Genomic DNA, 13,565 nt, shown 5'->3' with positions numbered 1-13,565 from the left:
TACAAAAATTTTACACCTTGGCACAAATCATAAAAGATTATTTTCCCCACATAACTGATGAACAGTTTTCTCAATTTCAGGCGCTAGAATCCCTTTATAAGGAATGGAACAGTCAGATTAATGTAATTTCGCGTAAAGATATAGACGAGCTCTACACGAGGCATGTTTTACACAGTTTAGGGATTGTTTCTGTAGTACGCTTTCGCGAAAGCTTACCTAATACACCAGGAGGAACAAGGGTACTTGATGTAGGAACTGGCGGAGGCTTTCCTGGAATACCGCTTGCGATTATGTTTCCAAAAACTAAATTTCATCTTATAGATGCGATAGGAAAAAAGATAAAGGTTGTTAACGCGGTAGTAGAGGCTTTGGGTTTACAAAATGTGACTACTGAACATGGAAGAGCAGAAAAAGTGAAGGGAAGGTTTGACTTTGTTGTAAGTCGTGCTGTAACAAACATGCCAGATTTTGTTAAATGGACTCGTAACAAAATTAGAAAGGATAGTTATCACAGCATTGAGAATGGAATTTTATATTTAAAAGGTGGAGACTTAACCAAGGAACTGAAACCATTTCCAAATGCTTACCAGTATAATCTTGATGAGGTTTTTGAAGATGAATTTTTTGAAACTAAAAAAGTGGTTCATCTACCTTTGTAAAGTATATAACATAAAAAAACCTGCTTTATGCAGGTTTTTTTATGTTTAAAATCTCAGATTAAAAATTAGTCGTGAGATTAAGTGTAAGGCCAGTATTTTCTGGAACAAACCTACAAACACCACCTACACAAATCAGTCCACCACGCTGTCTACCATAATTAAGGGCTATTCTCGTACGGCCTTTGGTATAAGAACCGCCAACTGAATAGTAGTGAATCTCGGTGTCGTCATAGTTGTACAAGTCGGCCACATAAAGAGAAAGTGACGTGTTAAAAGCGTATTCCAATGTTGCTGCTGCCCAGTTACCTCTATCAGCATCTGCAGATAAATGTTGGGCGTCAAATCTAACTGATCTTCCCTTTCCTAAATCGTAGAGAAGATCTGCTACAAATGCAGTACCATTAAGTTCTGACTGTCCATCTAGTAAATTTCCACCTTCAATATTTTTAGCGTTGTAATAAGTTTGAGCGGCTGTAAACTTCGCAGAAAGCGCTTTGCTAAATTTGGTGTTTAATTGAAAGCTAAACTCTTCAAAGTATTTCTTACCTCTAGAAAACAAACTTGCATCATAATCATTGTTCGGTACGTCAAATGATGAATCTAAACCTGCCCAATTTGAGTAGTTTAAAGAGTAAGTAGTTCCATATTTAAATCCGAATAGAGAACCAGGTTTTGCTGTATGAACTACGTCTAACTGTCCTCCAATTTCTCCGGCTTCTTCTTCATCTGGATTTAAGAATACTTGTGGATTGTATACATAGATATTGCGTACCAGGTAACTGCTTTGCTTAGTGTATCCTGGTACAAAATTGATAGTTTGATTTAAAAAAGGGTTACCTGCTTGTTCTCTGTCAGAGAAAAAGCCCATATTTTCGGTAGCTCTTAAAGTTGTATTTATTCCTAAACCTGGAATAGAGTATCCTAAATTTAGTAATAACGCACGCCCGTCAAAGTAGTTACCTAATAAAGGTGTGCCACCAACAATAACTGCATCTGGTTCCTTGTAAACATACTCTGCTTGTAAGTTAAATTTGTCAAAGTAAAGATCTCCTCTCATACTATATGCATTGACGGTCGATGGGAAATTTGGATCTGCAGATGTGTTCACTTGATATCGTCCTACATAGCTAGCACCTATATTAATTCCAGTTTCCGTATCTAATAGTTCTCCTAAATCAAACTCTGAATTAATACCTTGTACAGTACCTTCAGATAACTCAAAGCCAGTTCTTTGATTTCCAATGAATCCTGTAGCTTCAAGATAATCATTAAAAGCATAGTTAACTCTTATCCCTCTTATCGAATTATCGATACCTAAGGTGTGATCTTCCCAGGTTCTAAATATTAATCCGCTACCAAATTGATCATAGAAATTACCAGCTGTGATTTCCAGATCCTTATGTTTAAAAGTCGCAAAGTAGGTTGCGATTCCATTTCCTTCAAATCCTTCAAAGTAACCTAATAAAGGAGAAGGTTGATACAATTCATATTGAGCGCCGACAGTAAATTTACCTTGAGTATATTGAAGCTTGAGATAGTTGTTTGAACGAAATTGATCTTGAGGAGCTACACCATTAAGTATCCCGTCATCATCTTGATACCATTGGGAATTAGATTCCAAACCACCAGAAAATGTTCCATCTTGTGCTTTTATATTAAAAGCGATTAAAAGTGCTGCTAATAGCAGATAATTTTTCATAAATCAGTGTTGGATTGAATTTTATATGTGTTTTTTGTACTCTTCATAAAGTTCTTCCTCAGCTCCAGGTGTGAAGCTAGAGTGGCGGTATACAATTTTATTGTCCTTTACGATTAAGGTAAGAGGAATGTTAGGATTGCCTAGATACCTGATAATTTCATTTTTCTTATCTAACAAAACGGTATAGGGCCATGCTCTACCATCTACTTCTGTTTTTACCCTTGGTTTAGATCTAGCGTCGTCAGTTGCTATAGCATATAGTTCAAATCCGATCTCTTTCTGCAGCTCGTTATAATCTAATTTAATAGCATCTAGCTCTTTCATGCAAGGAGTACACCATGTTGCCCAAAATGAAAATACTACTGGTTTATCCTTACTGAGCTCAGAGAGAGTTACTTTTTTGCCATTGAGATCCTTAAGAATGATTTCTGGAAGTTCGGTTTGAGAATAGCTTATTGATGAAAATATCAATAAAGCTAATAGAATAAGTTTTTTCATATAATTAAGTTTTGAAATGCAATTATAACAGTTCTTTAATAAATAATGTGCCAAACTGCTTTTTAGTTAAAACTTTTCATTATTAAAAATCAATGTATTAGGTTTTTAAAACATTGTTTTTATATTTGGTTATTCTTAAATAATCGTTAAAACAACTTTAATTATGAAAACAGCTAACTTTTTAAAAATCTTCTTGCTTTTAGTTGCGGTAACCTTGACCTCGTGTTCATCAGAATCTACAGATGATGGAGGAGGCAATGGTAATGGCAATGGTGAATTAGTGCTATCTGCAAATAAGACTAGAGTATATGAAAATACAGTCGTGACTTTCACAGTAATGAACGGAAGTACTAATGTAACTTCTCAATCCACGATTTCCTTGGATGGAACTCCTATCAATGGTAATTCTGCTTTGTTATCAACTGTCGGATCAAAGGTAGTTACTGCCGAATATGATGGTGCTAGTACTAATAACCTTGATGTTGAGGTAATTGTACCTTCGTACTCCACAAAAATGTTAATAGAGGATTATACCGGTGCTTGGTGTGGATGGTGCCCTAGAATCTCTCAAGGGATTGAAGATTTAACAGGATCGAACCCTAATGTTATTGCTGTTGCGATTCATAATGGTGATTCCATGGCCTTTCCATTGGAAGGTCAAATGAGACAACAATTTGGGGTAAACGGTTTTCCGACTGGAATACTTAATAGAGATCAAACATGGAGTTCAACATCAGGAAGTTCAATGAACTTAACACAGCCAAATGTTTATTTAAATAGAGTACAGTCAGTTGGTCTAGCGATTAATTCTTCGATCAGTAATAATCTACTTTCCGCAACAGTAAAGGTAGGATTTGATCTAGACGAATCTGGATTATATCTTGTTGTTTATGCTTTAGAAAATGGAATCATAGCTAACCAAAGTAATTACACAAATAATTATGGAGGAGTAGATCCTATTCAAGGGTTTGTTCATGATCATGTTTTATCAAAGAATCTTACTGATGTTTTTGGAGATCCTATACCAGCAGATCAACAGGCTGGAGGAAATGAGTATTCTGTTACGCTTACATCTAGTGTGGCAGGAGTTGCAAATCAAAATGATATGGAGATTGTTGCGTTTGTCGTAGACGCTTCGGGTAAAGTAGTAAATGTGCAAAAGGCGCAAGTTGGTACTAATGTTGACTTTGATTAATTAAATCTCAACACAAAAAAAGCCGATTCAATAAAATTGAATCGGCTTTTTTTATATCTAATTTTATAACTATTCGCCCAAGAAAGGGTATCTGTAATCCACAGGACTTACAAATGTTTCTTTAATCATTCTAGGAGAAACCCATCGCAAAAGATTTAATTTTGAACCTGCTTTGTCGTTGGTTCCAGAGGCTCTAGCTCCACCAAATGGTTGTTGACCTACAACAGCACCAGTAGGTTTATCGTTTAGATAAAAGTTTCCTGCACAGTTTTCTAATGCTTTTACGGCTGTACCTAGTGCATATCTATCCTGTGAAAAAACAGCTCCTGTAAGAGCGTATTCACTTGTGCTATCAACTAACTTAAGAGTAGCTTCAAAATCTTCATCTTCATATACATACACTGTGATTACTGGTCCAAACAACTCTGTTTCCATAGTTGGGTATTTTGGATCAGTTGTTACAATAACCGTAGGGTCAATAAAATATCCTTTTGATTTATCATAGTTACCACCAATTATTACTTTGGCATTTGAATCTTTTTTAGCTTGGTCTATGTAAGAAGTTATCCTGTCAAATGAGCCTTCGTGTATAACTGCTGTAATGAAATTACTCATGTCTTCAGGACTACCCATTTTAAAACTGTCACAGTCCTGACGTACTAATTTTTCAACCTCTGGCCACATGCTTTGTGGAATATAAGCCCTTGATGCAGCGCTACACTTTTGACCTTGAAATTCAAAGGCACCTCTTGATATAGCCGTAGCTACTTGTTGAGGTATAGCACTTTTATGTGCAACAATAAAGTCTTTTCCACCTGTTTCACCAACAATTCTAGGGTAGGTTTTATAAGTGTTAATATTGGCACCTATTTGTCCCCAAATGCTTTTGAATACTCCTGTTGATCCTGTAAAGTGTATTCCGGCAAAGTCTGGATGAGCAAGCACTTCTTCAGTCATCATAACTGGATCTGCATTTACCATATTTATTACTCCATCTGGAACACCTGCTTCTCTAAACACGTCCATAACAACTTTTGCACTTAACATTTGATGATCGCTAGGTTTCCATACAGTAACATTACCCATAAGGGCAGCACTCGCTGGTAAATTACCAGCAATTGCGGTAAAGTTGAAAGGAGTTACACAGTAAACAAAACCTTCTAACGGTCGGTATTCTAAACGATTCCATGCACCGCTTGTTGACTCAGGCTGCTCAGAGTAGATCTCTGTCATGTATTCTACATTGAATCTCAAAAAGTCTATTAATTCACAAGCGCTATCAATTTCTGCTTGATAAATCGTTTTTGATTGATTGATCATGGTGGCAGCATTAATCTTTGCACGATAAGGTCCTGCAATTAGTTCTGCTGCTTTTAGGAAGATCCCAGCGCGGTTTTCCCAGCTCATTTGTGACCATTCTTTGCGCGCTTCAAGTGCTGCCGCAATAGCTTGCTGTACTTCATCCTTGCCTGCAATGTGGTAAGTACCTGCACTATGCTGGTGATCATGTGGTGGTCGTACAGTTCCTGTCGTGCCAGTTTTTATTTCTTTACCATTGATAAATAATGGTATTTCTGTATTGGCGTTAAACAATTCGCTATATGCAGCTAGAACTTCTTCTCTTTCTTTAGAGCCTGGTTCATAGCCTTTTATTGGTTCATTAACTGCAACTGGTACGTTGAAAAATCCTTTTCCCATGTTGTGAAATTTATACTTTTAATTATGGTGTGAAAATACAACTTTATTCAGGCTTGAATAAAAGCCTGATTATAAATTAATGTGAATGAATGGAAAGTTGATTGTGTGTAATCTCGCTTTCGCGAAAGCGTAATAAGCACTAGACTAGTTTAACGCAAATGGAGCGCTAAGTTTAAAGGTAGGAATGACTACATTAAACTGTTTCGTAGTGGTAAAATTTACCATGGTGTAATGACCGCTCATATTACCGAATGGTGAGGTTAGTAAACAGCCGCTTTGATAACTGTGTCTTTCTCCTGGTTTAAGAACGGGTTTTTTTCCTATCACGCCTTCACCATCTACATGTTCTGTTTTTGATAGACTATCTTTAATGCGCCAATGTCTATAGGTTAATTGTACACTGTCCTTACCTTGATTTTCAATGGTGATTTTGTAACCAAAGGCGTAGTGCATTTTATAATTCTTATAAAATGTACCTTCAAAACTCGTTTGAACAGAAATTTTTATACCTCTAGTGACTTGTTGTATCATAAATCTACTGATGCAAAGATACTAAAGATTAAAAATAAGCTACTGGCGATACTAAGTAGAGAGAAAAATGCAAAATTGATAAGAACAAATTTTACAATTGTTTTAATTCTACTTTGTCCATAAAACTTGCGTAACGACTTATATAGATAAAAGGGACCAATCAGCAAGAAAAGGATACTGGAAACGATACTTGTATTAAAAATTAAGGTTTCTAATAGTACTAGGTAAAGGCATAAAAACACAAATGTGAGTAAATGAAAATTGAAAACCATATGTTCCATATAATTCCACGGTCCTCGTGCATAAATTAACCAAAAAAACAGACTAATAAATGGTGCAAAAAAGAATAGAAATATTGGAATTTTTGGGATTATGACACCTAGTATTTCTAATGGACTGTCAGAAATATTTTCAAATTTTCTAGAGTTGTTATAGCGTTTAATATTGAAAGCATCGGTTCTATGTTCAAGTGCTGTCAATGCACTTACAGCACTTGCTTCGGGATGTTTTTTAGAATAATGAGAGTAATCGTCCATTTGTTTAAAGAAGCCTGAAAAGTAATTTATACTATCTAGTTTTGATTGAGTAGTATATTCCTTATTCAGTTTGATTTTAGTAGAATCCTTTTCAAGCGCTTTTATAGATTGGTCTATTGCAAAATTCTCAATCATGTTACGTGAGCTAGACAGGCTGTCCCTAGATTTTTTGATTTTATTAATTAAGTCTTGTTTGTTTACAATATTGCTATCAATTTCTATATTGAATGGGTTTTGATCCTCTTGTTTTACAGTGAATTTAAGTGGATCTTGATTAGATTGATCTTTATCAACATATGAGCTTGCTAGTATTAAAAGTTGTACGAGCAAGAAAAATACGATGGTAACAGATAGGAAAAACCTAAAAGGATTTGCATAGGATATTCTCTTGCCTGCGCAGTATTCTTTAGTAACGTGCCCTGGTTTGAATAAAAGATGTTTAATAGTGCGCCACAATCTAGAATCATATGAAAATACATTGGAGAAAAACTCTTGAAAGAAATCTTTAAGCGCAAGACGTTTCGTGGTATTTAATTGACCACACTGGTGACAATACTTGTCAATATTTTCAAGCGGAGTGCCGCAGTTCAAACATTCTTGACCTCTATATTTTATAAGTGATCGGTTGGTAGGTTTCATAAAATCAAATGTGGCTTAATGATTTAATTTGTAATGTTTCTGCTATTCGCAGACCCTTTTCCTATTAACCTATCATAACGGCCACCTATCTCTCTAAAATATGCCAAGACAGTATACTCGTTCTCTGTTTGCCAATTATTCCCTGCTATGAATCCGTAATCTATGCGGCCATCAGGATGGACAACTGCATATTTATAATTGTAAAACCCTTGTTTCAAAGTCAGTGTGGTGCTGTAAGAACTACCGTTCTCACTAGGAATCATCATGTTTTCATCACTCACTTGAAATCCATTATAATTACCCATAACGTGCAGGGTAGATCCTCTAGGTATTTCTATATCTTTTGTGTCTAAGCTAAAGTGGATCTTCACATACTCTGCTTGTACAGCATTGTCTTCATTATCAATTGTAGTTACTTTGAATCCACCATTGATATCAGGGAAAAAAGTGTAGTCTCTGTTTTTTCTGGGTAAATCTACAAATAGAAAAGCCTCATAGAGATCTTTTTTAATGACGTAATCGATATTTACATTAGGTGCTCTAAAATCTCTATTTTCAAAATTCAGATATTCATTACCGGCCCAAAAGCTTGATTTCTCGTCATATCGATATACTTGTTTGTTTCCTAAATTAAATTGTGGCTTAAGTTGATCAATCGTATTTGTTAAGTCCAAGTTTTGAATTACAGTGACCTTTAATTGCTCATTAGGATTTATAAAATTTACTTCTTTACTATCTATGTTAAACTCAACTCGTTGTTGGGTATTAACGTAATTTAAGTCTCGAGCTCTTCTCACGGCAACACCTACTTGAGCTATATCCTCTACGATCATAAATTTCCTTGAAAAAACAAGTTCCCTATCATCATTGTAGATATGAATCATGTAGTTGCCACTCACCTTGAAACCTTGTGTAAATTGATTAGGTATTGTTAACGTATAGTGCGAATAAGGTTGTAATGTGGTAAAGGAATTGCGATAATTGAAGATACGCATATCATCGATACCTTCTAGAAATTCATTTTTAAACAATCTACTAGATTTCCAGTCGTGGTCGTAGTGTTCAAATTGATAATAATAGTCTGCTTCGTCACCTATAATGTCATCAAATTCTAGTTTGATGGTATCACCCATATTAAAAATAGGTAGCATATTTTCGGCAGGAACATTAAATACAACAGTTTTTATGTAATCTGGATCATTAACAAGTTCATTCATCTCTTGTGATTGCAAGAAAAAAGCATTGAAAAAAACTGTAAAGAATAACAATAAATACGACTTCATAATGGTCAAATATGGGATAAATATAAGGTATGATGCTGTTTTTATTACGCTTTCGCGAAAGCAGTGCCAAAAACTTACTTAAACAACAATTTAGAACCTTTCTAAATAAATAAGTTAGAGTTAAAAAAGACCTTTTATCCTTAAATTTGCTGACCTTAAAAATAAGACTAAAATAACGTCCTATGTCAAAAGACATTAGAGTAAGAAAAGGGCTTGATCTAAAGCTCAAAGGAGAAGCAGATAATGCGATCTTAGATGCTTCAAAGTCTTCTGTTTATGCAATAAAACCTGCTGATTTTCATGCGGTAGTACCAAAAATGGTGCTTAAGGAAGGTGCTTCAGTTAAAGCTGGAGAGGTCATCTTTTATTCAAAGTATGATGAAAAGGTAAAATTTGTGTCACCAGTTTCTGGAACATTGACTAAAATTTTACGTGGTGCAAAACGCAGAATTCTAGAAGTTCAAATTACTCCTAACGGAAGTAATGATGTAGTTAAACATGATGTTGTGAATCCTTCACAAGCCAGTGCAGAACAGGTGCGTGAGATTTTACTTGAAAGCGGTTGTTGGCCGTTTATCATCCAGCGTCCTTACAGCATTGTTGCAAGTCCAGAAGATACACCAAAAGCAATTTTTATTTCGGCTTACACGACTGCGCCACTTGCCGGTGATGCAGATGTAATACTTGCAGATAAGAAAGAAGCTTTTCAAAATGGTGTAACTGCACTTAGCAAAATAGCTCCAGTTTATATTGGTGTAGGTAAAAACTCGCCTATTGCCACTGTTAAAGATGCTACCGTTTATAAAGTGAAAGGTAAGCATCCGGCAGGTAACGTAGGTGTGCAAATCCATAAGGTGCTACCAGTTAATGCTGGTGAGCGCGTGTGGACAGTTGGTTTTGAAGATGTAGCTACTATTGGAGATGTTTTTACCACTGGAGTATTCTCTGCACAACGTACTGTGGCTCTTGTGGGTACTGATGCTGATAAGGATTCTAGAAAGTATTACAGAACTATTCTAGGAGCGCAAGTTGATAGCCTTACAGGTGGGAACGTAGATACCGAAAATACGAGAATCATATCTGGAGATGTTCTTACTGGTGATAAGTTAGAGAACGGACAATTTATTAACTATTATCATAACACACTTACTTTAATTCCTGAAGGAAATGAGTATGCGTTTATGGGTTGGTTGCCATTTACACGTAACAAAGTACCTTCAAATGCAGGAACTTCTTTATCTTGGTTGTTAGGTGGAAAAAGAAAAGTAGACACAAACCTTAACGGTGAGGAACGTGCTCTAGTTGTTACCGGTGAAATGGAAGATGTAATGCCTATGGATATTTATCCAATGCAATTGATCAAGGCTTGTATGTCAGGTGATATTGAAAAAATGGAAAATCTAGGTATTTATGAGGTTGCACCAGAGGATTTTGCACTTGTTGATTTTACTAATACTTCCAAACTTGAAGCGCAAGAAATAATACGCAACGGTTTGGACTTAATGATAACAGAAGTAGGATAAACTATGAAATGGATTAGACGTAAACTGGATCAGGCTAGAAAGCCTTTTGGACCAGGTCAGAAATTAGAGAAGTATGCACCTGCTATTAATGCATTTGATACTTTCTTATTTACCCCAAATCACACTACAAAGAAAGGTGCTCACATACGTGACGTTGTGGATCTTAAGCGTACTATGATTACGGTTGTAATTGCGCTTATACCAGCCTTAATTTTTGGTATGTGGAATGCAGGAGCTCAATACTTATATCAAGAAAGAAACCTTGGTAGTGTGACTGATGTTCCTTTTTGGGAAGCATTAACTGAAGGAGCAATATTAGTGTTTCCTCTTATTGCAGTTAGTTATATAGTTGGATTGACTATCGAATTTATTTTTGCGATTTATCGTGGTCATGAAGTCAATGAAGGTTACCTAGTAACTGGTTTACTTATACCAATGATTTTTCCGGTAGATATTCCATTGTGGATGTTAGCTATATCGGTTGCTTTTGCCGTACTTATAGGTAAAGAAGCTTTTGGAGGTACAGGTATGAATATCTTAAACCCTGCATTAACAGCGCGTGCATTTGCGTTCTTTGCTTACCCATTATACATGTCAGGTAATCAGATATGGGTTCATGAAGGTAGTACCGATTCTATTTCTGGTGAAACGATTTTAGGATCACTAGCTGAAGGTAAAGAAGTGGCTTATAGTTTTTCTGATGCTTTCATAGGCTTTATACCAGGATCAGTGTCAGAGACATCTACTCTTATGATTTTAATAGGAGCTGCCATTTTAATCCTTACTAAGGTTGGAAGCTGGAGAATCATATTAAGTGGATTTATTGGTGCCGCTGTAATGGGATTGATTTTTAATGCCTTTGGTACAAATGCTCTAATGTCATTTGATTGGTATATGCATTTAGTAGTTGGCGGATTGGCATTTGGACTAGTGTTTATGGCAACAGATCCTGTGAGTGCTGCTCAAACTTTTAAAGGTAAATGGATTTATGGTTTCTTATGTGGATTCTTTGGGGTTATGATACGTGTATTCAATCCAGCATATCCAGAAGGAATTATGCTTGCTATTTTATTAATGAATGTGTTTGCTCCAACCATTGATCATTACGTGGTTCAAGCAAATGTGAGTAAACGTAAAAAACGCCTGGCAAAAGCTAAGGCTAATCTTCAAACAGCTTAGTCATGGATAGAAATTCAAACGCTTATACTTTTTTGTTTGCTATTGCTCTTGTAGCGGTTGTTGCTAGTGCTCTAGCATTTGCAGCTACTAGTTTACAGCCAGCACAAGCAAAAAACGTGAAAGAAGAAAAAATGCAAAACATCCTAGGTACAGTAGGAATTGAGACTTCTAGAGATAGTGCTCAGGTTTTGTTTAATAAATATATTGTAGAGCAGGTTGCGCTTTCTAGTGATGGTACTCCTAAGGCTGACGTAAATGCTTTTGAGGTAGATCTTAAAAAAGAACTTAAGAAACCTGTAGAAGAACAAGCATTTCCACTTTACGTGGCAGATGTTGAAGGTTCAAAATATTATGTTGTTCCTTTAAGAGGTAAAGGTCTTTGGGATGCAATATGGGGTTACATAGCTCTTAAAGATGATGTGAATACTATTAAAGGTGCTGTATTTGATCACAAGGGTGAAACTCCTGGTCTAGGTGCCGAAATTACACAAGGATGGTTCCGTAAAAGATTTGAAGAAGAAAAAATCTTTGATGGTGATGGTAATTTTATAGGTGTATCCGTTGCTAAAGGCTATCAAGGTGGAGATAATAAGGACGATAACGCAGTAGATGCCATTTCGGGAGCTACCATTACAGGTGATGGTGTTACTGATATGATTTCAGAAAGGCTTAAGAATTACCTTCCTTATTTCGAGAAAAATACTAACATAAAAGTGGCTATGAAGTAAGCCGGTGCTTACTGTTGTTACGCTTTCGCGAAAGCGAGATAAAAACAAATTTTATGTCAAAAGAACTAAACAAAAAAGAAGAACTAATCCTTTTTCTATCTGATACGGATGAAAGAGAAGGATTGTTGGGAAAGAAAAATCGTAAACTTCTTTCTGATCCTCTTACAGATAACAACCCTATTACCGTACAGGTATTAGGTATTTGTAGTGCACTTGCAATTACAGTTCAATTGAAGCCTGCCATTGTAATGAGTCTTGCTGTAATGGCCGTAATGGCTTTCAGTAACATGATTATCTCATTACTTAGAAATTCTATTCCTTCAAGAATACGTATTATCGTTCAACTTGTTGTGGTTGCTGCACTTGTAATTCTTGTAGATCAAGTATTAAGAGCCTATGCTTATGATGTTTCAAAGGAATTATCGGTATTCGTAGGTTTAATTATTACCAATTGTATTGTAATGGGTCGTCTTGAAGCATTTGCATTAGGTAATGGTGTTTATAAATCATTTCTTGATGGTATAGGAAATGCAGCAGGATATGCTTTCATACTTATACTGGTAGCATTTTTCAGAGAGTTATTAGGTGCTGGGAAACTTTTTGGTTATCAAGTGATCCCAGATTCTTTCTATGAATTTGGATATTCCAATAATGGTTTGATGTTATTGTCGCCTATGGCACTTATAACGGTAGGAATCATTATATGGGTGCAAAGAAGTAGAAACAGAGCATTAATAGAAGAAAACTAAACTAAGAAATAGTATATATCATGGATTTAATTAATCTTTTTGTAAGAAGCGTTTTCATAGAAAACATGGTTTTTGCCTATTTCTTAGGTATGTGTTCTTATCTAGCGGTATCTAAGTCGGTTAAGACTGCTGTTGGTCTAGGTGCCGCAGTTGTATTTGTACTTGGAATTACAGTTCCTATCAACTTTTTACTAGATACTTACCTACTAAAGCCTGGTGCTTTAACTTGGTTAGATGCTAGTTATGCAGATGTTGATTTAAGCTTTTTAAGTTTTATCATGTTTATTGCGGTTATCGCAAGTATGGTACAATTAGTTGAAATGGTTGTGGAACGATTTGCTCCAGCTTTGTATGGTGCTCTAGGTATATTTTTACCTCTTATTGCGGTAAACTGTGCGATTTTGGGAGGTTCTTTATTTATGCAACAAAAAGACTTCAGTGGTATAACTGAGTCTGCTGTATACGGTTTAGGATCTGGGGTAGGATTTTTCCTTGCGATTCTAGCGATTTCTGCCATTCGTGAGAAAATTGCTTACTCAAATGTACCTGCACCGCTTAGAGGACTAGGTATTACATTTATAATAACAGGACTTATGGCTTTAGGGTTTATGAGTTTTATGGGAATTGAAATATAATTTTAGAAACAGC

General features: G+C 35.8%; 13 protein-coding genes. 7 read left to right on the top strand and 6 right to left on the bottom strand.

Going from position 1 to position 13,565, the window contains the following annotated elements:
- Positions 1-17 precede the first annotated feature (17 nt).
- Complete coding sequence (gene rsmG, locus AAT17_RS05265; protein ID WP_042275879.1) at positions 18-659, top strand: 16S rRNA (guanine(527)-N(7))-methyltransferase RsmG; 642 nt, start codon at positions 18-20, stop codon at positions 657-659.
- 58 nt (positions 660-717) lie between these two features.
- On the opposite strand, the gene AAT17_RS05260 is transcribed toward rsmG, so the two are convergent.
- Positions 718-2,358, bottom strand: a complete 1,641-nt coding sequence (locus AAT17_RS05260; protein ID WP_060523187.1) for a DUF6029 family protein — start codon at positions 2,356-2,358, stop codon at positions 718-720.
- A gap of 21 nt (positions 2,359-2,379) precedes the next feature.
- Positions 2,380-2,856, bottom strand: a complete 477-nt coding sequence (locus AAT17_RS05255) for a TlpA disulfide reductase family protein (RefSeq protein ID WP_060523186.1) — start codon at positions 2,854-2,856, stop codon at positions 2,380-2,382.
- A gap of 163 nt (positions 2,857-3,019) precedes the next feature.
- Between AAT17_RS05255 and AAT17_RS05250 the strand changes: the two genes are divergently transcribed.
- Positions 3,020-4,051: an Omp28-related outer membrane protein gene (locus AAT17_RS05250; RefSeq protein WP_060523185.1), complete on the top strand. Its 1,032-nt coding sequence runs from the start codon at positions 3,020-3,022 to the stop codon at positions 4,049-4,051.
- A gap of 69 nt (positions 4,052-4,120) precedes the next feature.
- Here AAT17_RS05250 and pruA read toward each other — a convergent pair whose 3' ends face one another.
- The 4 genes from pruA to AAT17_RS05230 all read right to left on the bottom strand — a co-directional run bounded on the left by pruA (position 4,121) and on the right by AAT17_RS05230 (position 8,738).
- Positions 4,121-5,749: an L-glutamate gamma-semialdehyde dehydrogenase gene (pruA, locus tag AAT17_RS05245; protein WP_060523184.1), complete on the bottom strand. Its 1,629-nt coding sequence runs from the start codon at positions 5,747-5,749 to the stop codon at positions 4,121-4,123.
- Positions 5,750-5,893: 144 nt separating this feature from the next.
- On the bottom strand, positions 5,894-6,280 hold the full coding sequence (gene apaG, locus AAT17_RS05240) for a Co2+/Mg2+ efflux protein ApaG (RefSeq protein WP_042275874.1): 387 nt from the start codon (positions 6,278-6,280) through the stop codon (positions 5,894-5,896).
- On the bottom strand, positions 6,277-7,455 hold the full coding sequence (locus AAT17_RS05235; RefSeq protein WP_060523183.1) for a DUF3667 domain-containing protein: 1,179 nt from the start codon (positions 7,453-7,455) through the stop codon (positions 6,277-6,279). Before AAT17_RS05235 ends, apaG begins: the two co-directional genes overlap by 4 nt.
- 23 nt (positions 7,456-7,478) lie before the next feature.
- A complete protein-coding gene (locus tag AAT17_RS05230; protein WP_060523182.1) occupies positions 7,479-8,738 on the bottom strand; it encodes a DUF5103 domain-containing protein in 1,260 nt (419 codons plus the stop codon).
- Positions 8,739-8,920: 182 nt separating this feature from the next.
- Here AAT17_RS05230 and AAT17_RS05225 point away from each other — a divergent pair, with 182 nt between their 5' ends.
- Genes AAT17_RS05225 through nqrE form a run of 5 tightly spaced genes read left to right on the top strand, consistent with a single transcriptional unit; the run spans position 8,921 to position 13,552 of the window.
- Positions 8,921-10,261 carry a Na(+)-translocating NADH-quinone reductase subunit A gene (locus tag AAT17_RS05225; RefSeq protein ID WP_060523181.1) on the top strand — a complete coding sequence of 447 codons (1,341 nt, stop codon included), beginning with the start codon at positions 8,921-8,923 and terminating at the stop codon, positions 10,259-10,261.
- Between the two features lie 3 nt (positions 10,262-10,264).
- The gene (locus tag AAT17_RS05220) at positions 10,265-11,440 is read left to right on the top strand and encodes an NADH:ubiquinone reductase (Na(+)-transporting) subunit B (RefSeq protein WP_060523180.1); all 1,176 of its coding nucleotides are present in this window, start codon (positions 10,265-10,267) and stop codon (positions 11,438-11,440) included.
- Positions 11,441-11,442: 2 nt separating this feature from the next.
- Positions 11,443-12,168, top strand: coding sequence for a Na(+)-translocating NADH-quinone reductase subunit C (locus AAT17_RS05215; RefSeq protein WP_060523179.1), 726 nt, complete (start codon positions 11,443-11,445; stop codon positions 12,166-12,168).
- Between the two features lie 53 nt (positions 12,169-12,221).
- Positions 12,222-12,917 (top strand): NADH:ubiquinone reductase (Na(+)-transporting) subunit D, encoded by a 696-nt coding sequence (locus AAT17_RS05210; protein ID WP_042275864.1) that lies wholly within the window; start codon positions 12,222-12,224, stop codon positions 12,915-12,917.
- 20 nt (positions 12,918-12,937) lie between these two features.
- Positions 12,938-13,552 (top strand): NADH:ubiquinone reductase (Na(+)-transporting) subunit E, encoded by a 615-nt coding sequence (gene nqrE, locus AAT17_RS05205; protein ID WP_042275862.1) that lies wholly within the window; start codon positions 12,938-12,940, stop codon positions 13,550-13,552.
- The last annotated feature ends 13 nt before the right edge of the window (positions 13,553-13,565 follow it).

Source organism: Nonlabens sp. MIC269 (assembly GCF_001430865.1).
Lineage (GTDB): Bacteria > Bacteroidota > Bacteroidia > Flavobacteriales > Flavobacteriaceae > Nonlabens > Nonlabens tegetincola.
Note: the sequence above shows the minus strand (reverse complement) of the source record. Positions and strands in the feature narration are given on the sequence as shown.